The sequence below is a fragment of the Glutamicibacter sp. genome, from assembly GCF_050701915.1.
GTDB lineage: Bacteria > Actinomycetota > Actinomycetes > Actinomycetales > Micrococcaceae > Glutamicibacter.
Genome location: NZ_JBOGEG010000015.1, coordinates 60,294 through 83,664 on the forward strand (window position 1 = coordinate 60,294; position 23,371 = coordinate 83,664).

Sequence of the window (23,371 nt, forward strand, 5' to 3'; positions counted from 1 at the left end):
CTAAACCAATAGCCCTGTTGATCTTGTTAATTGGGATGTGGAGCATATTCTTGGCAGAATTTACCCTCGTGGAACCACACGGAACACTTGAAACGCCCATCTCGCCTTTTGTTGAACTGGAGCGCGAGACGTGGGCGCGACTGTCCAATCAAATGGAACAGCCGCTGAACTACTCGGACATTGAACGGCTACGTGGCCTCGGTGATCAGCTGGACTTGCAAGAGGTCCGGGACGTTTACCTGCCGCTGAGCCGCCTGCTGTCGCTTTATGTTGAGGGTGCCGGCGCAACGCATCAGGCAACCACTACCTTCTTGGGCGAGCAGACCAGCCGCACGCCTTTTGTCATCGGCGTCGCCGGCTCGGTTGCCGTGGGGAAGTCCACAACTGCACGTGTACTGCAGGAAATGCTGCGCCGCTGGCCGCATACTCCCGATGTCCAGCTCATAACCACCGATGGTTTCTTGTACCCGAATGCCGAGCTGGAGCGCCGCGGGATCATGCACCGCAAGGGTTTCCCCGAATCCTATGACCGGCGCGCGCTGCTGCGCTTTGTCTCGGCGGTAAAGTCTGGCGCCCCAGAAGTAAGTGCCCCGGTCTACTCGCACCTGACCTACGACATCATCCCGGGGGAGCGTAACGTAATCCGCTCACCGCAGGTATTGATTGTCGAGGGGCTGAACGTATTGCAACCCGCTCGAACCCGCTCCGACGGAACTGTGGGCCTGGCGCTGAGCGACTTCTTCGACTTCTCCGTATATGTGGATGCACGTACGGCGGATATCGAAGAGTGGTACATCAAGAGATTCATGCGTCTGCGCTCAGGTGCCTTCTCTGACCCCGCCAGCTACTTCCACCGCTATGCACAGCTCACTGATGTTGAAGCGCGGGAAACTGCTCACAGTATTTGGAAGCGCATTAACGAGCCGAACCTCAAGGAAAACGTCCTGCCTACGCGCGGGCGAGCTCAGCTGGTACTGCGCAAGGCGGCGGATCATTCGGTGCGCCGGATGCTATTGAGGAAAATCTAGGCTTCTTCAGCTGATATTTAAGCAAACGAATTCTGTGAATTTGCCGAACTATTACAGATCGGACCCCGAATTCGTAGTGGTGCTGTGTTTTTCCTGTGTATGCTCTAACCATGCTAAAAGGTTTCCGCGATTTTATTATGAAGGGCAACGTTGTCGATCTGGCCGTTGCTGTTGTTATCGGTGCTGCCTTCGGCGCCGTCATCACCGCTCTGGTTGACAATGTGCTGATGCCATTGATCGCCGCACTGGTTGGTTCTCCAAACTTCGACAGCTTCCTGCTGTTGAACATCAATGGCGTTGACATCAAGTTCGGTGTCTTCCTGACTGCATTGGTCAACTTCCTGCTGATTGCTGCAGCTGTCTACTTCGCACTGGTTATGCCTATGACCAAGCTCAACGAGCGTATGGCTGCACGTCGTGCTGCCGGCGTAGAAGTGCCAGAGGAAGAAGTAGATCCACAGCTGGAGCTGCTCGCCCAGATCCGCGACGAGTTGAAGACTCTGCGCTAAGCACTGACAAACATCCGTCTCCAAGGAGCGGGCCCGAACAACAAAGTTGTTTCGGCCCGTTCCTTCCGACTTTAACCAGCACTATGTGCCGAACTGCGCATGGGTGAACAAGGCAAGCGGAACCGAAAAGTGCGAAGATGAATAGGTGAACTCTGAAGCGCTTGAAGAAAGCAACCTGACAAACAGCACCAGCAGTGCACAGGCTATCGGATTTGAACGCCGTGCAGTCATTGACCTGTCGGCCATCCGCAACAACGTCAAGCAGATTTCTGATGTTGTAGCCCCCGCTGCAGTAATGGCCGTCGTCAAAGCAGACGCCTACGGGCACGGAGCCATCCCGGTAGCCAAGGCCGCCTTGGAAGGCGGAGCCCGCTGGATCGGGTGCGCCCATGTCACTGAAGCACTCGCCCTGCGTGAAGCTGGCATCGATGCGCCGATGATGGCCTGGTTGCACACCGAAGACACTCCATTCGAGGCAGCAATTGATGCGGGACTTGACCTCGGCGTCTCCGGTTGGGAACTGGAATACGTTGCCGCCGCAGCCCGTGCCGTGCAGACTCCGGCACGGATCCACATCAAGGTAGATACCGGACTTGGCCGCAATGGCTCCACCATGGATGCCCTGCCTGACCTGTTGAACCGCGCCAGCGACTTCCAAGAAGAAGGACTGTTGCGCGTCATTGGCATCTTCTCCCACCTGGCAGTGGCAGACGAGCCCGAGCGCCCGGAAACCGATGAGCAACTGGATATCTTCAACAAAGCCATAGAACTGGTTGAAGGTGCAGGCTTCAATTTGGAAGTGCGTCACATCGCCAACACGCCGGGCATTCTTTCCCGCCCGGATTCACACCATGAAATGGTTCGCCTCGGTCTGGGCCTGTATGGCTTGAGCCCTTTTGAAGAGGAATCCCCGGAGAGCTTTGGACTGCGCCCAGCCATGACGGTGAAGACCCGTGTTGCCAACGTCAAGAAGGTCCACCCGGGGCAGGGAGTTTCCTACGGCCTGAATTACAAGACCGAGGGAGAGACCCACCTTGGCCTGATCCCCATGGGCTACGCAGATGGCTTGCCGCGGATCGCCACCGGTGCACCTGTGACAGTTAACGGACGCACCTACCCGGTGCGCGGTCGCATTGCCATGGACCAGTGCGTCATTGATTTGGGCGCAGACATCAACCCCGAGGAATTCCTTGGAGCTGAAGCGATTATCTTCGGTGAAGGCGGGCAGTCCGTGAATACCTGGGCCTATGCTGCGAACACCATCAACTACGAAGTGGTGACCCGTATTTCGCCACGCGTGCCTCGCTACTACATTGAAGGCAGCTGGGGTGAAGCCGGTGAGTGACCGGGTGCAGGAATTCTCCTGCCAGCTAGATGACCTCACCGTCACCGAAGCACTGGGTGAGGCCCTAGGTACTCAGCTCAACGCCGGAGACCTGGTCATTCTTACCGGGGCACTGGGCGCTGGCAAGACAACGCTGACCCAGTCACTGGGCGTGGGGCTGAACGTGCGTGAAGGAATCATCTCCCCGACGTTCGTTCTGGCTCGCCAGCACCCATCGATGGGGGAGGGCCCTGGACTGATCCACGTGGATGCCTACCGCCTGAAGGGCCACGACGACGTGGACACCCTGGATCTTGAATCCACGTTGGCCGACTCGGTTACCGTTGTGGAATGGGGCTTGGGGAAGGTGGAACACCTTACGGATTCACGCCTGGAAATCCAGCTGGATCGCGAAGCCCTGGCCGCACCGAGTGCTAACCCGTGGGAAGAATCCGAGGAGGAACTGGACGAGCCACGGCTGTTCAGCCTGAAGGCTATCGGCCCGCGCTGGGACGGGAACACCTTTGCCCAGTTGAAAGATTCATTGCTGTCTGCGATTGCCGCACAGCGCACGGAAGAAAAACATGCCTAATTACTTAGCTATCGACACCTCTGCCAACGCATCCGTGGCACTGGTTGACAAGACTACCGGTTCTATTGTCGACAAGCGTGTGTCCTCCAAGGGAAACGACCAGACCGAAACCCTGTCGGCGTATGTCGAAGAACTTTTGGACGCTCACGGCCAGAAAGGCCAAGACCTTGCCGGCATTATCGTTGGCGTAGGTCCGGGTCCATTCACCGGCCTGCGCGTTGGTTTGGTTGCCGCACGTACCTTCGGCTTCGTTTGGCAAGTACCCGTATATGGTGTGATGTCGTTGCATGCGCTCGCCGAACAGGTACTGGAGTCCGGCGATGTTCCAGCTGAATTCGTTGTCGCCTCAGACGCACGCCGCAAGGAAGTGTACTGGGCCCGCTACGGCAAGGCCGGTGTCATGGTTGTTGGGCCGCATGTTTCTGCGGCATCAGCTCTTCCAGCGTTGCCAGTCTTCGGCGTGGGCGCCGGTATCTATGCTGAGCAACTTGAGGAAGTCGGCGCCAAGCCAATGACTGGGTCTTTTGAATGGATTGCTGACGCTGGATTCCTGGCCCGTCGAGGCCTAGGCGACCTCGCTGACGGCAAGGACCTATCCGATACCTCGCCCCAGTATCTGCGTGAATCCGATGCGCAGGTCCCGGCCTTCATGAAGAAGGCCAAAGCATGAGCGAGCAGAACCAGGTACTTCTGCGCCGCATGCAACCAAATGATCTGGAAGCCGTTCATGACCTGGAACAACAGCTTTTTCCCGAGGATGCATGGCCACTGGCCGGTTTTGAATCCGAGCTAGCGCAGCGCGATACCCGCACCTACTGGGTCTATGAAGACGCTGGTCGAGTTGTCGGCTATGCCGGTCTGTGCGTGGTCCTTCCGATAGCCGATGTGCAGACTATTGCTCTGCACCCTGATTACCAAGGACGAGGCCTGGGGCGCGAGCTATTGTCATTGCTGATCAAGACTGCCGGTGAGAAAAATGCGCTGGACGTGATGCTTGAAGTTCGCTTTGATAACCCCACGGCTATTGGCCTGTATGAATCCATGGGATTCACAACCATTCACCGTCGCAAGGGCTACTACAAAGGCGGGGTTGACGCACTGATCATGAGACTCCCGCTGGATGCACAGCATGGACAAGAGGAAGAACGAAACGCATGAGCATCACCGAACCCGTAGTACTGGGCATTGAGTCCTCTTGCGATGAAACCGGCGTGGGCATCGTGCGCGGCAACAAGCTTCTAGCTAACGCTGTGTCCAGCTCCATGGATGAGCACGTACGCTTTGGTGGCGTGATTCCCGAGATCGCTGCGCGTGCACATTTAGAAGCCTTCGTACCTACCTTGCAGTCCGCCTTGGATGCAGCAGAGCTGACTCTTGACGATATTGATGCCATCGCCGTGACCAGCGGTCCAGGTCTGGCCGGAGCCCTCATGGTTGGCGTATCGGCGGCCAAAGCTTTGGCCCTGGCTACCGGCAAACCGCTCTACGGCATCAACCACCTGGTTGCCCACGTAGGTGTAGGCGTTCTCGAAGGAACCGTATTGCCACCATCTTTCGGGGCATTGCTGGTCTCGGGCGGGCATACCGAAATCTTGAAGGTTACTTCGCTGACTAGCGATGTGCAGCTGTTGGGTTCCACGATTGATGATGCAGCGGGTGAAGCCTATGACAAGACTGCTCGTCTGCTAGGTCTTGGGTATCCAGGTGGGCCGGCTATCGACAAGGCGGCCAAGGATGGAGACCGAAAGGCATTCCGGTTCCCTCGCGGATTGTCGCTACCGAAGTTCGTGGGCAGCGCTGAAAATCCTGGCAAGCATCGAAATAACTTCTCGTTCTCAGGACTCAAGACTGCTGTAGCTCGCTGCGTTGAGCACTTCGAAGCTAACGGCGAAGAGATCCCAATTGCTGACATTGCTGCTTCATTCCAGGAAGCAGTCGTGGACGTGATTACATCCAAGGCTGTGCGCGCAATGCAGGAACAAGGTCTGAAGACCTTGCTGTTAGGTGGGGGAGTTGCAGCTAATACCCGATTGCGCGAACTGCTGGCGGCTCGTTGTACTTCGGCAGGAATCGAGCTTGTGGTTCCACCATTCAGCCTCTGCACGGATAACGGTGGCATGGTTGCTGCGCTTGGTGCACAGTTGGTTGCTGGTGGCGTGGCTCCATCTGGGTTGGGCTTTGCGACGGATTCTTCGCAGCCTGTCACACGGATTACCTTGGGATAATCGCATTGCCGTAGTTCCTAAAGCTGGGTATGTTAATCGGTTTCCCAACAGGGTGGGAGACTTCGAGCAATCCTGATTCACTCGCAATGAGAACTAAGCCAATTCCGGAGCCGCTTCCATCCTTGTGTTTCTTGGTTCCATTGGCTTGTTGCGCGCTGGGTATTCAGCGCGCAACAAGCCATGCTGACTATGGCATCGGAAGCGGCTCGTCGAGCGGTTGCGCCTTGGTGCTCATGTCGATTCCCAGATCCTTGGCAAACACCGTGCGGGTTCCGGTGTAGACTCCGTCTTTGTTCTCGTCGAGTTCAAAGACGCGAGCGCCACGAAGCTCGTGGTTCTCGGTACCGCCCAAACCATAGGTGCCGAAGCCGGTGCCCGGCGCGTAGCCCAGCTCGATACCGTAGTAGTCGCCCTTGAAGGTGTTGATGTGGTCGTGGCCGCAGTACACGCCACGAACATCCCCGCGTTCCTGCAGGGCAGTGAACATGCCGGAATTGAACGCACCGGTGTAGATGCCCTCGTTCTTGACTCCCTCGATGGAGTGCTTCTTGACTGCCTTCTCATGGTCGGCATCATTCGAGGTGAACTGGGCTCCGTACCACATGTGGTGGTGCTCCCACAGCGGGATATGGAAGAACATCAGGGACTGGACCGTGCCGTAGCGTGCTTCGGTTGCCTTGGAGGCTTCGCGGTACCAAGCGATTTGCTCCGGGCGGATCCAGTCGTAGGACATGAGGCCCTCGAAGTCCTGGCCGCCAATGGTATCTGGTGCGTAGCGATTCGAATCCAGCAGCCAAATGCCGAAGACAGGCTTGGCGTTCTTGGATGACGCGATTAGCAGCTGGGAGTTCGATTCTCCCTGGATCTTGTCATTCTTCGCGTTGGCGTTGAATTTGTAGCCGCGAACGAAATCGAGAATCTTGGCATCGGTCATATTTGTTCCGTTAGGCATCGAATCCTCGTCATGGTTGCCAAAGGTCAGAGCCCAAGGGATGCCACGGGATTCCATTGGCTGCACCACATTGTTGATGGCTTGCTTGACCTCGGCGGTGGTCTTTGCCGAGCCATTGATGACATCGCCATTGATCAGCGCGAAACCCGGCTTTTCGGTATCCAAGACTTTGTCCATCAGCTCCAGGGTGCGGCGATCGGTGCGCGGCCCATCCTGTGTGTCATTGAACTGGACGATCTTGAACTTGCCGTCGGCAGCGAACTTGAGCTTCGGGGCGGCTGCCGGGGACTTCTTGGCTGGCGCTGCAGCCGCCGCAGTGCTGCTAGCAGCGAAAAGACCGGTAATCGCGGCAGCGGTGCTGCCAATCAGTACTCCACGACGGGGGACAGAAGAAGAATTGCTCACAGAACTGCCTTTCACATTAATAGATAGCCAGCTAATTAGTCAGTCGGCTGATAACTCCTAGAGCGTAGGGATGTCTAGTGACTGGATAGTGAACATTGGCAGTCTGCATTTGTCCCTGTGCATAAATAAAACGGTCGAACTTGCGCCCTTCAAATGCGTTCCGATTAGAGCGTGCACCAGGTCACAAGATTCGCCGCGGCAAACATCAAACGTCTAATGTTTAAACGTGATCGCCAACTCCTCTGATTCAGTGCTTCCGCCGACGGCCAATGCACCACGCAAATCCCCATGGCTGGCCGGTGCCCTAGCCATAGCCGCCGTAATCCTCGTGGGCCTGAACCTGCGCATGGGCATTGCCTCGGCATCCCCGCTCTTCCATGACTTGCAGGAGATGATGGGGTACGGCACGTTCATCGCTTCGCTGCTGCCTACCATCCCAGTTTTGTGCTTTGCCGTGGCCGGCGCGGCAACGAGCTTGGTGATCCGCCGGACCGGCCTGGAACTGGGCATCGCCCTTTCCTTGCTGCTGCTCACCGCTGGCCTGGCCTTGCGCGTTGTTGATTCAACATGGGCTTTGCTGGCCGGCACCGTGGTGGGCATGTGCGGCTTGGCCATCTGCAATGTGGCCATGCCATCATTCATTCGCGAGCACCATGGAAATCGTGCTGCCTCGATGACCGCGGCCTACACGACCACCATGTCCATCGGCGCGACGCTGGCTTCCGCAGTCAGCGTTCCGCTGGCGGTGCAGGCGGGTTCGCCGACGACGGCACTGGCTTTGTGGGCAATTCCCGCCGGCTTGGCTTTGCTGGTCTTTGTGCCGCTGTCCATCTCCGGGAAGCGTTCCGCAGTTCAGAAAGGCACGCATGTTTCTCCGTGGCCGCTGCTGGCCACGCGCAAGGGCTTGCTGTTCACCACTGTTTTCGGTATTCAGTCACTGCTGGTGTATACCGTGGTCAGCTGGTTGCCGCATATCCTCATTTCGCGCGGGCTGGAGCCAGTTGACGCCGGGTTGATGCTGGGCATCGTGCAGGGCGTAAGCATCCCGGCAGTCATGATCATGCTATGGATGGCCTCGAAGCCGACCCTGCTGCGCAGTGCCTTCGTGCTGACTACCAGTTGCTCTGTACTCGGCTTCATTGCACTGCTGCTCTTGCCGGTCGAGCTGTCCTTGATCAGCTCGATCTTCATTGGCCTGGGCTTCGGGGTGTTCCCGCTGGTGATGCTCATGCTCAGCCGCAGTGGCGGCAGCGCAGAAGAAACGACAGCCCTGTCCACGGTGGCCCAATCTGTCGGCTACCTGATTGCAGCCATTGGGCCCTTCGCCCTGGGACTCATGCAGGGCGCGTTGGGGTCTTGGACGGCTGGCCTGGTGATCATCCTCGGTTTCGCTGTCGTGCAGCTTCTGTTCTGCTACAAGCTCGGCGGCCTGCGTACCGAAGCCGATTCGCATCAGCTGATCGAAGTTGACGGCTCGGCTGAAGTGGAGCGGTCATGACCAAGGCTCCGGTGCGTCCGCCCTTGTCCGAAGAGGTCGTGGCGAAGTTGCAGGGCTCCGTAGCCCAGGGACGCTGGAAGGTAGGGGACCGCATTCCGGCAGAGCCCGAGCTGATGGCGGAAATGGGTGTCTCCCGGGGGACCTTGCGTGAAGCCATCAAGGCACTGGCCAGCACGGGGATCTTCGAGGTCCGCCGTGGAGATGGCACATATGTGCGCGCGACCAGCGAGATCAGCGGCACCGCCCAACGGGTGTACCGCGACCACTCCGACCAGGATGTGCTCCAAGTGCGTTTCGCTCTGGATACCCAGTCGGCCCGGCTCGCTGCAAATGATGCTGATGCAAAAGTAGTCGAACGGCTGCGCGCTTTGCTAGGCCAGCGAAGCGAAGCTTGGGAGAACCGGGACTACCCTGCGTGGGCGAAAGTCGACTGGAAGTTCCACCTGGAAGTGGCACGCGCATCCGGTGTTCCGCTGATGCATGAGATCTATGAGAGCTTCGGGGATGTTTTCCACGGAACCAAGATGGTCCAGCGGCTTTCCGACGGATTCGATGGCTGCCTGCACGAGGGCCACGAATCATTGGTTGACGCTATCGAAGCAGGCGACCCCGAGGCCGCGGCCCGAACCGTTATCAAGAATCTCGATTACTGCATGAGCTGGATGCCATAAGCGCGAAAGCCAGGTCCTGAATCAATGCCTGGACAAAGTTCGTCAAAACCGATTGCGGGGGAATGAACGGAGTTGCTCATTCTCGCATAGCATGGATGTTCTTAGCCATGAATGGCCAAGTGAAATGACAAGGTGAAATTGTTGGTGTTGACGCTAGAACCGATCCTGCGCAGTGCGGGTCTTGACCCGGCTGCAGTGCAGGTAATCCGCCACGCATTTGTCAGGGAACATGAGGACACGGAAGACCACGGTATCGACGCAGATTCAACTGACGAAGAAATACTTGCCTATACGAGCAGGCAGTCGGCGAAGCCACGGGTCTTTCCTTCAGCGCCGCCCCGAATTTGGATCGTTTTCATTCGTGAAGGTGGCGACCGGGCAAGGTTCTGGGCAGTCGTGGAGAACCGAGGCGAAGTGTATAACGACGGTGTGATCCGGAAATTTGATCTAGTTGTCTCAGAGCAAATGTCCGACCTCAGGAATCGCTTGGTAATCGGTTGGAGATCACCCCGCGCCTGGCGGTTAAATGGTCCTACGAGTGCGGGCTACCCCGTGATGGAGATTGCCGACGCGCAACCTCTGCCCTTCCCTGGTTTTGACCAGCTCATATTGAATCATTCGCATCTCCAAGCTGTGATGCGAGAACACCGTTACGCTTCATGGCGGACCGCGCTCGCTTCGGTACAGGGCGTCTACCTGATCACCGACACAAACGACGGCCGTCAATATGTTGGCAAGGCTGATGGCGTGGAGAATATTTTTCAGCGTTGGAGTAGCTACGCTGTCAACGGCCATGGTGGAAATGTGGAACTGCGTGGACTAAACCCGTCCGGCTTTAGATATTCGCTGTTGCGAGTATTCGACCCGTCGACACCGACGCGAGAAATTGATGCAGCCGAGAGCCATTTCAAACTTGCTCTCGCCACCCGTCAACACGGACTGAATCGAAATTGATGCAAGGCAATCAAATCCTGGAAAGCATTTAGCTTCAAGTTGGAGCCTTGGATGAACGAACACCTGAGTTCGTCATGGCGTGTTCAGGTTAAGTCGCCCAATTCTCGGGATTTATCATCATGTGGTTCCAAGAAAATAACCGTTATTCATTTGTGCTGGGCGATGCCTCGGTGGCAGAAGTTCCATTCATCGCCAGTAGATACGAGGCTGACGTGGCCACGGCAATTTGTTTCAAATAGCCGGTAATAGCAGCAAGTAAGCCGATTGGCACTAGAGCGAGAAGAACAGATGTCCCACCGATTAGTGCGACAAGAATACCTACAGTGAGACCAATCGCTGCGAGGACCATGCCAACGGTTTGAAGTACGCTGCCTTCGGTCTGTACGTGTTGGACTGATGGCGGCGCGTAGTTATTCTTTCCCATGAAGCTGACCATAGCAATGAAAGAAATTCAGTCAACTATTCGTGCTGGAGATAAAGCCAGCCAGAATAATTGACCCCTAGGAATTTCTGATTAGGAGAAATTGCATTATCGAGGGCGCTGCCCGGACTAAACAGCCTTCATGCGCCGGACGTTTTCCTGCACCACGGCCTTGAAATCCCCGCCCGAAGCCGCGAACGTGTGACGCTGTAGCTGGTACTCGGCACCACGGTCGATCAAGCGGATGATGCCCTGCAGCTCTTCGGCGCATCCCAGCTGCTCGGCAATCGGCGCCAGGCGCTTGACCTCTGAACGCAGGTGGTCGGTTACCAGCATCTCGTCGCCTTGGGCGTTGAGGATGATGATGGCATCCAGTCCGTAGCGGGCAGCGCGCCACTTGTTCTCGACGCGGAACCAGGCAGGCATGACCGGAATCTTGTAGCCGGCCTCGATGGACAGCGACATGTCGTGCACCAGGCACTGGGTCAGTGCGGTGATCGCGGCAATGTCATCCAGGGAGCTCACGCCATCGCAGATGCGCATTTCCACGGTGCCCAAGCGCGGCACCGGGCGCACATCCCAGCGGATCTCGGAGACATCGTCAATAACCCCGGTGTGCAGCATGTCTGCAACGTGGGATTCGTATTCGGACCATGAATCGAAGTGGAAGGGGATCCCGGCGGCTGGCAGCTGCTGGAACATCAGCGAACGCTGCGAGGCGTAGCCGGTGTCTTCCCCGCCCCAGTAGGGGCTGGAAGCGCTGAGCGCCTGGAAATGCGGCTGGTAGTTGATCAACCCGTCGGTGATGGGCAGGGCCTTTTCGCGATCATCCAAACCCACGTGCACGTGCACGCCGTAGATCACCATCTGGCGCCCCCACCACTGGGTGCGGTCAATCAGCTTGGCATAGCGATCCTTGTCCGTCACCGGCTGCAAGGTCGGCGCAGCAAACGGATGGGAACCCGCAGAATACAGGTCCACGCCGTGGTTGCCGGCGACCTCGTTGAGCATGCGCACGTTGGTGCGCAGTTCTTCGGCCGCGTCCGCCACGGTGGTATGGACGCCGGTGACCACCTCGACGGTATTCATCAGCAATTCCGGTTTCACCGTGGGATGCTCATCTTCGTGCGCGAGGCCAGCCTCGTCCTTGAGCTGGTCAAGGATATTCTCGGCAACCGAGCACAAGTCCGCACTTTCGCGATTGACCAAGGCGATTTCCCATTCGACACCGATGGTGGATTGGGAAGAGTGGGCGAACTCGATTTTCTGCACGGCGCTCCTATTGATGACGTCTCGGACGGAATGCTCCGGAGCCGAACAAAATGGATGGAGCATCCACCGATTCCTCGATGTTTCTCCATACTCATTGTATGTATTGCGCCGCTCCTGCCGGGACCATGTTCCGGTGGGACCTGCGTCACCCCAGACTAGTGTGCGATGACCTCGAAAGCTACGCGTTTGTCTCCAAGGCGAGCCAGGATCAGCGTTGCCTTGTTCTTTGCGCTCTTGGGGGAGCCCGCCAGCAAGATGCGGCGCAATTCTTCGGGCGTGACGTCGACTCCGCGCTTCTTGATATCCAGTGTGCCGATGCCGTTGGATTTCACCCAGCTGCGCAGCTTCTTCACGTTGTAGTCATGGACAGCCATGACTTTGTAGCCGCGGGCAAACGGCGTGGAAATCTGCTGTCCATGGGTGAAGTAGGCGATGTGCTCATCGAGCAGGTGGCCGCCAGTCTGCTCCAGCAAGGTCGAGATCAGGTGGGAACGGATCACTGCGCCATCTGGTTCATAGATGTGGGCTTCCAGTTCGCCTACCGGGGCTGGTCGGTCATTTGCTGCGGCAGCTGCACTGGCCAGCTCGTGGGCACCGTCCTTGTCGATGACCAGCGCGGCACGGGCAATGTCCTTGCGCTTGAGCTTGCCGAACCAGAGGCAGGCCTCAATGACCGAGCCGTGGTCCGAAATCCAGACAGACTCGGCGTTCGCTGGAATCGCTTCATGGGGGAGGCCTGGACCGAGTTTCACTCCGACATCCAGCCCGGAGTCCACCAGTTTCTCCACGAAGGACAGGGGAGGGGAAAAGGCCTCGGGGTCGAAGAGCCGGCGGGTGCTTCCCTTCACGTCGGTACGCCGGGCTGGATCCAGCCAGACGCCGTCAATCCCGGTCAGGTCGGTATCCTCGGCGCTGCCGTGGATCACGGTGGCGTTGTCGAAGGGCATCAGATTCAGGGTTGTGGCTGCCGCGGTGGTTTCATCCATCTCTACCGCGGTGACCTGAAGGCCGGCGCTGGCCAGCGCAATGGAGTCGGTGCCGATGCCGCATCCGAGGTCTGCCACGTGCGTGGATCCGGCATTGGTGTAGCGGCGGGCATGCAGCCCGGCGATGGTCAGGCGCGTGGCCTGCTCCAGTCCGGCCGGGGTCAAGATCAACGAGTCTGCGAAGGGGCCGAATTTCACCCTTGCCCGGAAACGCAGCTCGGCCTGGGCCATGACGGCGCGGACGACTTTGGGGTCGTGGCCTTCCTTGCGCAGCTTCTCATTCAGCGACCAAGCAGCATCCTTGGTGGCCACCATGGACGGGTCGATGGTGGAAAGCAGCTTCCACCCATCTTCCGAGAGCAGGGCGGTGAATTGTTCATCGAGCGTGGAGTCATTTGAAGCCTGGGCCATGATCCAAGACTATCGTTGATGCGCCTTGGATCAGACTGGGCTTCGCGGTGCGTCCAGACCGCAGGGCAAGTGATCTATGTGACAAAAGCGCGTCACATTCCGAATTCACAGAATTACCAGGCGGGCTTCGCCAGGCCCCAGGATCCGGCCGCGCGACAGTCGCGCCAAGGGCAACCCGACGCCGGGAGATGTGAAGCCTGAAAACCAGAAGAATAAGTGTTGCTTTCTCATAGGTACTGATTTGGTTAGAGAGAGTAATGCTTGTTGCTAGCTGGTGCATCTGGCTAACGGGTAGCTCTATCGCTGATTTACAGTTCTCCGCCGCCAGGAAGCCGTTGGCTGGACCAAGTCGCCTCGTTGGCTGCAAGCGGGTACATACCCTCCGCAAGACATGAAGTGATCCGCGTCGCATTCCAGTGTGGAACTGGTGTTGTATGGCACCTGTGATGAAACCTATGCAGCGAACGACAGCGACGTCGACAACCGATCCCCGCGCCGTGGCCATCGCGCCAGTGGATCCCGCGCCCTTGGCGCAGAACCAGCTCAAGCGCGGCATGAGCAGCCGCCACCTGCAGATGATCGCCATTGGCGGTTCCATCGGCACCGGGCTATTCGTGGCCTCCGGCGGCACCATTGCCCAGGCGGGTCCTGGCGGCGCGCTGCTGGCCTATGCCGCGGTGGGCCTCATGGTCTACCTGCTCATGCAGTCCCTGGGCGAGATGACCGCGAAGATCCCGGTGGCCGGATCCTTCCAGACCTTCGCCACCCGCTTCGTCTCTCCATCCTTCGGCTTCGCCATCGGCTGGAACTACTGGTTCAACTGGGCCATCACCGTTGCGGCGGAACTGGTGGCCGCCGGCATCGTGATGAGCTTCTGGCTACCCGATGTCCCCGGTTGGGTCTGGGCCGGTTCCTTCCTGGTGGCCCTGACCGCCTTGAACGCCTTGTCTGCCAAGGCCTTCGGCGAAGGCGAGTTCTGGCTGGCCATGATCAAGGTGGTCACCGTCATCGCCTTCCTGGCCGCCGGCGTGCTGATGATCTTCGGGGTGCTCGGAGCGCACACCGATCCGCTGGCCAACTGGCGCGAAGGCAAGGACGTCTTCCATGGCGGCTGGCTGTCCATCGTCTCGGTCTTCATGATTGCCGGATTCTCTTTCCAGGGCACCGAGCTGGTAGGTGTCGCCGCCGGGGAGGCCAAGGATCCGCGCCGCGAAGTGCCCAAGGCCATCCGCCGGGTGTTCTGGCGCATCATGCTCTTCTACATCGGCGCCATCTTCATCATCGGCTGCCTGATTCCGTTCACCGACCCGAGCCTGCTAGCCAGCGGCGAGGCCGACGTGGCTTCCTCGCCCTTCACCCTGGTCTTCGAGCGGGCCGGCATCGCCTTCGCCGCAGCTGCCATGAACGCGGTCATCCTCACCGCCATCCTCTCGGCGGGCAACTCCGGGCTCTACGCCTCGACCCGCATGCTCTACTCCATGGCCCATGACGGCAAAGCCCCGAAGATCTTCGGGCGCACCAACTCGCGTGGCGTGCCGATCATGGCGCTGCTGGCCACCGCCGCGGTGGGCCTCTTCGGGTTCCTCACCGCCCTGGTGGGCCAGGGCGCGGCCTATACCTGGCTGCTGAATGTCTCGGGGTTGTGCGGGTTCATCGTCTGGGTGGGCATTGCCGTATCCCACTACCGCTTCCGCCGTGGCTATCTTGCCCAGGGCTACAGCGTGAAGGACCTGCCCTACCTGGCCCCGCTCTTCCCGCTGGGTCCCATCGTGGCCTTCCTGATGCTGATCGCCGTGATCGTCGGGCAGAACTACCAAGCGGTGCTGGCCGGCCACGGGCTGGAAGTGCTCTCGGCCTATATCGGGCTGCCGCTGTTCCTCGGACTGTGGCTGGTGCACCGCATGGTGACCAAGTCCAAGATGGTCAAGCTCACCGAGATGGATCTGGAGGCTCCGGAGGACATCGAGGAGTCCGCGGCTGTGCGCTCTGCGCGAACCGGTGTGAAGAACTAGGGCAATGATTAGCACTCGCCTTGACCGAGTGCTAAAGCACGTCCTAAAGTCATGTGTGGGTGTCACGTTGAAAACTGCATCTGCAGCTTGCAGCGTTACACACCGCCTGACTGGATACCACCAACTGGCACCGCGACGACGGTTGGTCCAATGCCATAGGGCGCACCCCTACAACCATTGGTTCATACACGAAAAGGAGAGACCATGTCTGTCTCCATCAAGCCGCTCGAAGACCGCATTGTCATCAAGCAGGTCGAAGCCGTAACCACCACTGCTTCGGGCCTGGTCATCCCAGACTCCGCTAAGGAAAAGCCACAGGAAGGCACCGTAGTCGCAGTAGGCCCAGGCCGCATCGACGACAACGGCAACCGCATTCCCCTGGACGTTGCAGAAGGCGACGTAGTCCTGTACTCGAAGTACGGCGGAACCGAGGTCAAGGTCGGCAACGAAGAGTACCTGGTGCTCTCGGCTCGCGACGTACTGGCAGTCGTCGTAAAGTAACGCCAACCTCTTATAAGTTTCAGGAGAAAATGCATGGCTAAGCAGCTAGCATTCAACGAGGAAGCGCGACGCGCCCTCGAAGCGGGCATTGATAAGCTCGCAAACACGGTGAAGGTCACCCTCGGCCCACTCGGCCGCAATGTGGTGCTTGCCAAGACCTGGGGCGCCCCGACCATCACCAATGACGGTGTCACCATTGCGCGTGAGATCGATCTGGAAGATCCATACGAGAACCTTGGCGCGCAGTTGGCCAAGGAAGTAGCCACCAAGACCAATGACGTAGCAGGCGACGGCACCACCACCGCCACCGTGCTCGCTCAGGCTCTGGTCAAGGAAGGCCTGAAGAACGTCGCCGCTGGCGCCGCTCCGGGCGATGTCCGCAAGGGCATCGAACTGGCTGTAGAGATCGTCTCGGACGCATTGGCCGCTAACGCCGTTGCGGTAGAGGACAAGGTTGCCAACGTTGCCGCGATCTCCGCGCAGTCGGACGAAATCGGCGAATTGCTGGCCAAGGCCTTCAAGACCGTGGGCACCGACGGTGTCATCACCATCGAGGAGTCCTCGACCACCGCGACCGAGCTGGTTTTGACCGAAGGCATGCAGTTCGACAAGGGCTACCTCTCGCCGCAGTTCATCACCGACCAGGAGCGCCAGGAAGTTGTCCTGGAAGACGCACTGATCCTGATCAACCCAGCCAAGATCTCCACCGTGGCAGAATTCCTGCCACTGCTGGAAAAGGTCCTGGAAGCCAAGAAGCCGCTGCTGATCATCGCCGAGGACGTTGAGGGCGAAGCCCTTTCCACCCTGGTGGTCAACAAGCTGCGCGGCCTGCTGAACGTGGTAGCCGTCAAGGCTCCAGGCTTCGGCGACCGCCGCAAGGCAATGATGCAGGATCTGGCTATCCTCACCGGTGCCCAGGTTGTCTCCCCGGAACTGGGCCTGTCCCTGGACCAGGTTGGCACCGAGGTACTCGGCTCGGCACGCCGCGTGACCATCACCAAGGATTCCACCACCATCGTTGATGGCGCTGGCACCGAGGAAGATGTCGCAGAACGCGTAGCCCAGCTGAAGGCAGAGCTGAACCGCACCGATTCGGAGTGGGACCGCGAGAAGCTTTCCGAGCGCCTGGCCAAGCTGTCCGGCGGCATCGGCGTGATCAAGGTGGGCGCATCCACCGAGGTCGAGCTGAAGGAGCGCAAGCATCGCATCGAGGACGCTGTGTCCTCCACCCGTGCTGCGCTGGAAGAAGGCATCGTTGCCGGCGGCGGTACCGCCCTGGTTGACGCGCTGTCCTCGCTGGATACCGATGCCCGCATCGCAGCCACCGAAGGCGACGTAGCAGCAGGCGTGGCGATTGTCCGCCGCGCCCTGGTGCAGCCGCTGTTCTGGATCGCTACCAACGCCGGCTTCGACGGTGCGGTAGTTGCTTCCAAGGTGGCAGAATCCCCAGCTAACGAAGGCTTCAACGCCAAGACTGGTGTCTACGAGAACCTGCTGCACGCAGGGGTCATCGACCCGGTCAAGGTAACCCGCTCGGCACTGCGCAACGCAGCATCGATCGCGGCCCTGGTTCTGACCACCGAGACCTTGGTGGCAGAGAAGGTTGAAGCAGCTGAAGAGGCGCACAACCACTAGGGTTTAGCCCGTCACCGAAGCAATGCTTCGTGAGCGAAAGCCGCCGTTGGATCCAGGAATTAACTCCTGGGGCCAGCGGCGGTTTTTTGCGCTGCGAAATCGATCCGCCCGGTGTGACCCAGTGCATTGACATGATAAATGAGTATGCTCATAATTGAACTCAGTCAAAGATTGATGCCCATTCCATATCCGTACAGGAGATCTTCCATGCGCGCGTTCGTTCTCGAAAACTACAAGGGTGCCCTGGTGCAGGCCGAGGTCGCTGAACCTGAGCTGGGGGAGCGAGAGGTGCTCATCGAGATTGCGGCCGCTGGCGTCAACCAGCTTGACGAGAAGATCCGCGCGGGCGAATTCAAGGCGATCCTGCCCTACAAGATGCCGCTGGTTCTCGGCCACGATGTCGCAGGGACCGTGATCGGGCTCGGCCCAGGAGTCCGCGGCTTTACGGTAGGGGACCAGGTTTTCGCCCGGCCTCGGGATCATCGGATCGGAGCTTTCGCCCAGCGCATTGCCGTGAATGAAATGGATATCGCGAAGGCACCCGCATCCATCGACCTGGGGCAAGCGGCCTCGCTGCCGCTGATTGCACTGACTGCGTGGCAGGCACTGGTCGAGCGGGGAAATCTGCAGCCGGGACAGCGAGTGCTCATCCACGCTGGTGCTGGCGGTGTCGGAACCATCGCCATCCAGCTGGCCAAGCACCTCGGCGCCTATGTCGCGACAACAGCCTCGGCGAAGAATGCCGAATTCTTGCAGGAGCTCGGAGCCGATGAAGTCATCGACTACAAGACCGAGGATTTCCAGGCGAAGATCTCCGGCTATGACCTGGTGCTGGATAGCCTGGGCGGCGAAATACTTGCCAAGTCGCTGGGAGTCCTGCGCCCTGGAGGGAAGGCCATCGGCATCACGGGCCCGCCGACGCCGGCATTCGCCAAGGAAGCAGGCCTGAATCCCGTGATGGGCTTGGCTATCCGCGCGCTGAGCCGGACAATTCTCAAGAAGGCCAAGAAGCTGGGGGTCGGGTACGAGTTCCTCTTCATGAAGCCCAGCGGCCAGCAGCTGCGAGGCATCGCCGAGCTAGTGGACTCCGGGGCCCTGAAGCCCGTGGTGGGCCAGGTCTTCGGCTTCGCGCAAACGGCAGAGGCTATTGAATCGATGGTGGCTGGCGGCCGGCGCGGCAAGACCGTCATCTCCATGCAGCAGAAGTAAAGCGAGCGCGTTCACCTCGGTGGTGCGCGCGCTCTGCTTGTCACTGGGGGAGGATTGCAGCAATCTGAGCGCGGATGCTCTGGGCAACTTCAGCAGTGGCCAGTGCCGGATCCGCAGCTGAAGCCATCGCCAGGAACTGGATGGAAGTGATGGCCCGGGCAATCGTGGCCGCCTCGGGCGCTTCGGCATTCCCGTGCGTGCCCAGGATCCCGGCAACCGCCTGCTCGGTTAGCGCTGCGATCCGCAGGGCTTCGGCATGATGAGGTTCCGCGGAATCGCCAAAAGCCATTTCCCGCAGGTAAACGCGCCCGTTGCCCACATGCTTCCGATTGCAGTCGATGATCGGTGCCAATAAGGCCATGATTGCCTCCAGCGCCGTCTTTGCTGATTTAGCGGTCTCGATGCCTTGCTCCAAGGAGCGCTCGTAGTGGTGGTTCTGCACCATCAGCAGTAGTTCGGACTTGGACTTGGCATAGAGGAAAAGGGTTCCGGTTCCGATATCCGCCGCATCGGCGATCTGCTGCGTGGTGACCTCGTCGACACCGTGTGCCGCGAAGAGTTCGCTGGCCGCGGAGATGATCCGTTCAAGCTTCGCCTGCTTGTTGCGTTCGCGTCGTCCTGGCATAGGAGTTGAAGACGTCATCCGGGAGCCCCTCGGCTAGAACTGATCAGAGTTATTCATGAGTCTAGTCAAGAAAGCTGTTGTTCCAGAATGCGGGGATTGCCTTCGCGTGCTTGGCCAAGCGGCCATTTGCAGACGTGCTGACGATGGCTGGGCGGCAAACCGCCGTGGAACTTTGCGCCAGTTCTCGAATTTCGACAGCTAATCCCGCGCAAGTCAGGCCGATACGGTCAATCTATATACATCGCTTCACAGCCGAGGCAGCGCCCACTCGCACGGCGCGGCCATGGCGAATTGATAAGATGGTTGGTTGTCTGACGTGATTCGAGTAGAAAACGCCGAGGACAATGACCTGTCCCCGACGAAAGCGCAGCCAGTGAGCCATACCTTGGATCAGCCTCGGGCAAGCACTCAACGTGCCGGTTTCCGAGTTGATTTGCAGGGACTTCGCGCCCTCGCAGTCCTGCTGGTGATGTGCTATCACATCTGGTTCTCCCGGGTCTCCGGCGGTGTGGACATCTTCTTGATGCTCTCCGCCTTCTTCCTCACCTCGTCCACCGCGCGCCGCATTGCCCGCGGGCAGCGCCCTCCACTCCTGGATGGCTGGCTGCATCGATTCTCGCGCCTGATCCCGCAAGCGGCAGTAGTCATTATTGGCGTTGTCATAGCGGCCTGGATCATCCTGCCAAGCACGCGTTGGCTGGAGCTGATTGACCAGTCCAACGCCGCCCTGTTCTACTGGCAGAACTGGTACCTGTCGGACCACCAGGTGGACTACTACGCCTTCAACACCGCAGCGGCCTCGCCGCTCCAGCACTTCTGGTCCTTGTCTGTCCAAGGTCAGATCTTCATCATCTGGCCGCTGGTCCTTGCCGGCAGCGCACTGATCTGGAAGAAGTTCTTCTCGCGGCACAGCTTCGCGCTGGTCGCCGGCGGCGCCTTCGGTGCCATCTTCCTTGGCTCCCTCGCATATTCCATTTACATCACCGCCACCAACCAGCAGCTTGCCTACTTCCACACCGGCGCGCGCCTGTGGGAATTCGCCCTCGGCTCGCTGTTCGCCCTGGCTTTGCCATGGCTGTCCACCCTGCCGGAGAAGATCCGCCGCATTGGCGGCTGGGCAGGGTTGGCCACCGTCATTGGCAGCGGGGCCGTGCTGGATGTGCAGGGGCAATTCCCGGGCTTCATGGCGCTGGTTCCTACCGTCGCCGCCGCCCTGGTGATCGCTGCCCCGGCACCGCGCAGCTGGGCAAACCCATCGGGCCTGCTTTCCCTGCCGCCGCTGGTAAAGCTGGGCGACCTGTCCTACGGCATGTACCTGTGGCACTGGCCAATGCTGGTCTTCTACCTTGAGGTCTCCGGCAATTCGCAGGCCTCCTTCCTGGCCGGTACCGTCCTGATCGTGGCATCAATCGCCGCATCGTGGTGCACCACCAAGTTCATCGAAAAGCCGGCCATCGCCTGGCAGGCCAGCGCCAGCTTCTCGCGCCTGATCCCGCAGACCGGCTTCAAGCTGATCGCCCAGTTTGCCGTTGTTGCGGTGGGCATTGGCGTGGCCAGCCTTCCGGTGATGGCCTGGGAGAACAACGTCGAGCACCGCCGCACCATGGCCGCGGCGCAGACCGCTACCGACAACCCGGGTGCCAACGCGACCGAGGATTGGGATCCATCTCCAGCGGCTCTGACCCTGCCGCTGGCTACCGAACTGGATAGCGAATGGCAGACACCCGGCATTGTCTGCGAGGGGCAGAACGCGCCCGATGATGAGCGGATCCGCTTCTGCGAGCAGGGCGGCGACTTTGGCGGGGGAGCGCCGGACCTGGTGCTGCTGGGCGACTCCCACATGCAGCATTGGTCTGCAGCGGCTTCGGCGATGATCGAGGAAGCTGGCGGAAGCTGGATCCTGGTCTATGAACCGGGATGCCGTTACGGCTCCGATGCGGATCGTGCGAAGGAAACCTGCTCCGAATTCCAAGACGCAGCACAGGAATATGTTGCGGATATGGCACCACAGATGGTGCTGACAACCGCCAGCAAAACCGTAGCCGGACCGGATGGCATGCTGCGCAGCCCCGGCGAGCAGGAAATCCTGGTGGATAACTACGCCAAGATGATCCAGCCGCTGCTGGATGCCGGCAGCCGCGTCATCGCGATGCGCGATACTCCGCGCTACACCTACTCCATTCCGGAATGCGTGGATTCGAATAAGGGCAATCTTGCCAACTGTGATGGTTCGGCTGGCTATGCCTTGAATAGCGTGAATCCGGTAGTGCAATTCCTGGATTCAAGGGATTATGGGGATCAGGTTGTTTCCCTGGACATGACGGGGTTGCTCTGCCCGGATGGGGTCTGCAAAGCTGTCATTGGCAACGTCCTGACGTACCTGGATGATTCGCACCTGTCCAAGACCTTCGTGCTCAGTGCCAAGCGCCAGTTCGCTGCTTCCTTCAAGGAAGCAACAAACTGGGAATAAGTCATCCCGGATACAGGGTGGGGCATGAGCTTGAACACAGTGCGCCAAGAAGGAATAACCGGAACGCCAAAAGAGCTCTACCATTTAATCAACCTCCGCTGTCGCCCCGAAAGGTTCCCACGTGACTGAGTTCAACCCCTTTGCCTTTGAAGGACTCACCTACGACGACGTTCTGCTGTTGCCTGGCCCGACGGATGTGATTCCTTCGGAAGCGGACACCACCACCCGCTTCACCAAGCGCATCAGCATCCAGGTGCCAATCAGCTCGGCTGCAATGGACACGGTAACCGAAGCTCCCATGGCAATCGCGCTGGCACGCCAGGGCGGTATCGGCGTGATTCACCGCAACCTCTCCATTGAGTCCCAGGCCAAGCAGGTTGACCAGGTCAAGCGCAGCGAGTCGGGCATGATCACCGACCCGGTCACCGTGCACCCAGGCGCCACCTTGGCCGAATGGGATGAGCTGTGCGCACAATACCGCGTCTCCGGCCTGCCGGTAGTTGACGAAAACCGCAAGCTGCTGGGCATCATCACCAACCGCGACACCCGCTTTGTGCCCCGCGAACGGTACATGACCACCAAGGTCTACGAGGTGATGACCGGAATGCCGCTGGTGACCGCTCACGAGGGCGTAGCCCCTGAAAAGGTCATTGAGCTATTGTCCAAGAACCGTATCGAGAAGCTGCCGCTGATCGATGAGGCGGGCAAGCTGACCGGCTTGATCACCGTCAAGGACTTCGACAAGGCTGAGCAGTACCCGCTGGCTACCAAGGACGACGAAGGCCGCCTGCGCGTTGCCGCAGCAGTTGGCTTCTTCGGCGAAGGCTACGAGCGCGCCATGACCCTGATTGACGCTGGCGTGGACGCACTGGTTGTCGACACCGCCAATGGCCACTCGCAGGGCGTGCTGGAAATGATTGCACGCCTGAAGAAGGACCCAGCCGCCGCACATGTAGACGTTATCGGCGGCCAGGCAGCCACCTACGACGGCGCCAAGGCACTGATCGACGCCGGCGCTGACGCCATCAAGGTCGGCGTGGGCCCAGGCTCCATCTGCACCACCCGCATCGTTGCCGGCGTGGGCGTACCGCAGGTTACCGCCATCTACGAAGCAGCCAAGGCCGCTATCCCAGCTGGCGTTCCCGTGATCGCTGACGGCGGCCTGCAGCACTCCGGCGATATCGGCAAGGCACTGGTTGCCGGCGCCGATTCGGTTATGCTCGGCTCCCTGCTGGCAGGTACCGCTGAGTCCCCGGGCGATCTGGTCTTCATGGGCGGCAAGCAGTTCAAGGCCTACCGCGGCATGGGCTCGCTGGGCGCAATGGAAACCCGTGGCAAGAACACCTCGTACTCCAAGGACCGCTACTTCCAGGCTGACGCGCCATCGAACGAAAAGCTGATCCCGGAAGGCATCGAAGGCCAGGTTCCTTACCGCGGCCCGCTGTCGGCTGTCACCCACCAGCTCGTTGGCGGACTGCGCCAGACCATGTTCTACGTTGGCGGACGCACCGTTCCCGAGCTGAAGGCACGCGGCAAGTTCGTCCGCATCACCGCAGCAGGCTTGAAGGAATCGCACCCGCACGACATCATGATGACCGTTGAGGCACCGAACTACCGTTCGCGCTAAGCGGGCCAGGCAAAGCGCCTCGGTTCATCCCCATGGGGATGAAC

The 23,371-nt window shown here is 59.5% G+C and carries 21 protein-coding genes; 16 read left to right on the forward strand and 5 right to left on the reverse strand.

Features of this window, described 5'->3' with window-relative positions; genetic code table 11:
* The first annotated feature begins 50 nt into the window (after window positions 1-50).
* The 7 genes from coaA (at window position 51) to tsaD (ending at window position 5,678) form a co-directional block, all read left to right on the forward strand.
* On the forward strand, window positions 51-1,028 hold the full coding sequence (coaA, locus tag ACRDT3_RS10665; RefSeq protein WP_431492943.1) for a type I pantothenate kinase: 978 nt from the start codon (window positions 51-53) through the stop codon (window positions 1,026-1,028).
* Between the two features lie 110 nt (window positions 1,029-1,138).
* Window positions 1,139-1,537: a large conductance mechanosensitive channel protein MscL gene (gene mscL / locus ACRDT3_RS10670; RefSeq protein ID WP_431492944.1), complete on the forward strand. Its 399-nt coding sequence runs from the start codon at window positions 1,139-1,141 to the stop codon at window positions 1,535-1,537.
* 145 nt (window positions 1,538-1,682) lie between these two features.
* A complete protein-coding gene (gene alr, locus ACRDT3_RS10675; RefSeq protein WP_431492945.1) occupies window positions 1,683-2,882 on the forward strand; it encodes an alanine racemase in 1,200 nt (399 codons plus the stop codon).
* Window positions 2,875-3,453 carry a tRNA (adenosine(37)-N6)-threonylcarbamoyltransferase complex ATPase subunit type 1 TsaE gene (gene tsaE, locus ACRDT3_RS10680; protein WP_431492960.1) on the forward strand — a complete coding sequence of 193 codons (579 nt, stop codon included), beginning with the start codon at window positions 2,875-2,877 and terminating at the stop codon, window positions 3,451-3,453. Before alr ends, tsaE begins: the two co-directional genes overlap by 8 nt.
* Entirely contained in the window at window positions 3,446-4,123 is a 678-nt protein-coding gene (gene tsaB / locus ACRDT3_RS10685; RefSeq protein WP_431492946.1) for a tRNA (adenosine(37)-N6)-threonylcarbamoyltransferase complex dimerization subunit type 1 TsaB, read from the forward strand. Before tsaE ends, tsaB begins: the two co-directional genes overlap by 8 nt.
* Window positions 4,120-4,611, forward strand: coding sequence for a ribosomal protein S18-alanine N-acetyltransferase (gene rimI, locus ACRDT3_RS10690; protein ID WP_431492947.1), 492 nt, complete (start codon window positions 4,120-4,122; stop codon window positions 4,609-4,611). Before tsaB ends, rimI begins: the two co-directional genes overlap by 4 nt.
* Window positions 4,608-5,678 (forward strand): tRNA (adenosine(37)-N6)-threonylcarbamoyltransferase complex transferase subunit TsaD, encoded by a 1,071-nt coding sequence (tsaD, locus tag ACRDT3_RS10695; RefSeq protein WP_431492948.1) that lies wholly within the window; start codon window positions 4,608-4,610, stop codon window positions 5,676-5,678. Before rimI ends, tsaD begins: the two co-directional genes overlap by 4 nt.
* 187 nt (window positions 5,679-5,865) lie before the next feature.
* On the opposite strand, the gene ACRDT3_RS10700 is transcribed toward tsaD, so the two are convergent.
* Window positions 5,866-7,035: a metallophosphoesterase family protein gene (locus ACRDT3_RS10700; RefSeq protein ID WP_431492949.1), complete on the reverse strand. Its 1,170-nt coding sequence runs from the start codon at window positions 7,033-7,035 to the stop codon at window positions 5,866-5,868.
* Window positions 7,036-7,261: 226 nt separating this feature from the next.
* On the opposite strand from ACRDT3_RS10700, the gene ACRDT3_RS10705 reads away from it, so the two are divergent.
* The 3 genes from ACRDT3_RS10705 (at window position 7,262) to ACRDT3_RS10715 (ending at window position 10,158) form a co-directional block, all read left to right on the forward strand.
* A complete protein-coding gene (locus tag ACRDT3_RS10705; protein WP_431492950.1) occupies window positions 7,262-8,533 on the forward strand; it encodes a CynX/NimT family MFS transporter in 1,272 nt (423 codons plus the stop codon).
* A complete protein-coding gene (locus ACRDT3_RS10710; protein WP_431492951.1) occupies window positions 8,530-9,204 on the forward strand; it encodes a FadR/GntR family transcriptional regulator in 675 nt (224 codons plus the stop codon). The genes ACRDT3_RS10705 and ACRDT3_RS10710 overlap by 4 nt, the downstream gene beginning before the upstream one ends.
* Window positions 9,205-9,348: 144 nt before the next feature.
* Window positions 9,349-10,158 carry a GIY-YIG nuclease family protein gene (locus ACRDT3_RS10715; protein ID WP_431492961.1) on the forward strand — a complete coding sequence of 270 codons (810 nt, stop codon included), beginning with the start codon at window positions 9,349-9,351 and terminating at the stop codon, window positions 10,156-10,158.
* 142 nt (window positions 10,159-10,300) lie between these two features.
* On the opposite strand, the gene ACRDT3_RS10720 is transcribed toward ACRDT3_RS10715, so the two are convergent.
* From ACRDT3_RS10720 to ACRDT3_RS10730, 3 genes are all read right to left on the reverse strand, one after another.
* Complete coding sequence (locus ACRDT3_RS10720; RefSeq protein WP_431492952.1) at window positions 10,301-10,582, reverse strand: hypothetical protein; 282 nt, start codon at window positions 10,580-10,582, stop codon at window positions 10,301-10,303.
* A 126-nt stretch (window positions 10,583-10,708) separates the two neighbouring features.
* Entirely contained in the window at window positions 10,709-11,851 is a 1,143-nt protein-coding gene (locus tag ACRDT3_RS10725; protein WP_431492953.1) for a glutamate--cysteine ligase, read from the reverse strand.
* 155 nt (window positions 11,852-12,006) lie between these two features.
* Complete coding sequence (locus tag ACRDT3_RS10730) at window positions 12,007-13,248, reverse strand: THUMP-like domain-containing protein (protein ID WP_431492954.1); 1,242 nt, start codon at window positions 13,246-13,248, stop codon at window positions 12,007-12,009.
* Window positions 13,249-13,703: 455 nt separating this feature from the next.
* Here ACRDT3_RS10730 and ACRDT3_RS10735 point away from each other — a divergent pair, with 455 nt between their 5' ends.
* From ACRDT3_RS10735 to ACRDT3_RS10750, 4 genes are all read left to right on the forward strand, one after another.
* The gene (locus ACRDT3_RS10735; protein WP_431492962.1) at window positions 13,704-15,260 is read left to right on the forward strand and encodes an amino acid permease; all 1,557 of its coding nucleotides are present in this window, start codon (window positions 13,704-13,706) and stop codon (window positions 15,258-15,260) included.
* Window positions 15,261-15,464: 204 nt separating this feature from the next.
* Window positions 15,465-15,761 (forward strand): co-chaperone GroES, encoded by a 297-nt coding sequence (groES, locus tag ACRDT3_RS10740; protein WP_013349608.1) that lies wholly within the window; start codon window positions 15,465-15,467, stop codon window positions 15,759-15,761.
* A gap of 33 nt (window positions 15,762-15,794) precedes the next feature.
* Window positions 15,795-17,396, forward strand: a complete 1,602-nt coding sequence (groL, locus tag ACRDT3_RS10745; protein WP_431492955.1) for a chaperonin GroEL — start codon at window positions 15,795-15,797, stop codon at window positions 17,394-17,396.
* A 207-nt stretch (window positions 17,397-17,603) separates the two neighbouring features.
* Window positions 17,604-18,605, forward strand: a complete 1,002-nt coding sequence (locus ACRDT3_RS10750; protein ID WP_431492956.1) for an NADP-dependent oxidoreductase — start codon at window positions 17,604-17,606, stop codon at window positions 18,603-18,605.
* Window positions 18,606-18,645: 40 nt separating this feature from the next.
* On the opposite strand, the gene ACRDT3_RS10755 is transcribed toward ACRDT3_RS10750, so the two are convergent.
* Window positions 18,646-19,248 carry a TetR/AcrR family transcriptional regulator gene (locus ACRDT3_RS10755; RefSeq protein ID WP_431492957.1) on the reverse strand — a complete coding sequence of 201 codons (603 nt, stop codon included), beginning with the start codon at window positions 19,246-19,248 and terminating at the stop codon, window positions 18,646-18,648.
* A 298-nt stretch (window positions 19,249-19,546) separates the two neighbouring features.
* Here ACRDT3_RS10755 and ACRDT3_RS10760 point away from each other — a divergent pair, with 298 nt between their 5' ends.
* Together ACRDT3_RS10760 and guaB are read left to right on the forward strand one after the other, a co-directional pair.
* On the forward strand, window positions 19,547-21,700 hold the full coding sequence (locus tag ACRDT3_RS10760) for an acyltransferase family protein (protein ID WP_431492958.1): 2,154 nt from the start codon (window positions 19,547-19,549) through the stop codon (window positions 21,698-21,700).
* A gap of 121 nt (window positions 21,701-21,821) precedes the next feature.
* Window positions 21,822-23,327 carry an IMP dehydrogenase gene (guaB, locus tag ACRDT3_RS10765; protein WP_431492959.1) on the forward strand — a complete coding sequence of 502 codons (1,506 nt, stop codon included), beginning with the start codon at window positions 21,822-21,824 and terminating at the stop codon, window positions 23,325-23,327.
* The last annotated feature ends 44 nt before the right edge of the window (window positions 23,328-23,371 follow it).

Bases quoted from the DNA above. Each gene is read 5' to 3' on its own strand.
- mscL (WP_431492944.1), top strand. From the start codon at position 1,139: ATGCTAAAAGGTTTCCGCGATTTTATTATGAAGGGCAACGTTGTCGAT.
- tsaB (WP_431492946.1), top strand. From the start codon at position 3,446: ATGCCTAATTACTTAGCTATCGACACCTCTGCCAACGCATCCGTGGCA.
- rimI (WP_431492947.1), top strand. From the start codon at position 4,120: ATGAGCGAGCAGAACCAGGTACTTCTGCGCCGCATGCAACCAAATGAT.
- tsaD (WP_431492948.1), top strand. From the start codon at position 4,608: ATGAGCATCACCGAACCCGTAGTACTGGGCATTGAGTCCTCTTGCGAT.
- ACRDT3_RS10710 (WP_431492951.1), top strand. From the start codon at position 8,530: ATGACCAAGGCTCCGGTGCGTCCGCCCTTGTCCGAAGAGGTCGTGGCG.
- ACRDT3_RS10720 (WP_431492952.1), bottom strand. From the start codon at position 10,582: ATGGGAAAGAATAACTACGCGCCGCCATCAGTCCAACACGTACAGACC.
- ACRDT3_RS10730 (WP_431492954.1), bottom strand. From the start codon at position 13,248: ATGGCCCAGGCTTCAAATGACTCCACGCTCGATGAACAATTCACCGCC.
- ACRDT3_RS10735 (WP_431492962.1), top strand. From the start codon at position 13,704: ATGCAGCGAACGACAGCGACGTCGACAACCGATCCCCGCGCCGTGGCC.
- groES (WP_013349608.1), top strand. From the start codon at position 15,465: ATGTCTGTCTCCATCAAGCCGCTCGAAGACCGCATTGTCATCAAGCAG.
- groL (WP_431492955.1), top strand. From the start codon at position 15,795: ATGGCTAAGCAGCTAGCATTCAACGAGGAAGCGCGACGCGCCCTCGAA.
- ACRDT3_RS10750 (WP_431492956.1), top strand. From the start codon at position 17,604: ATGCGCGCGTTCGTTCTCGAAAACTACAAGGGTGCCCTGGTGCAGGCC.
- ACRDT3_RS10755 (WP_431492957.1), bottom strand. From the start codon at position 19,248: ATGACGTCTTCAACTCCTATGCCAGGACGACGCGAACGCAACAAGCAG.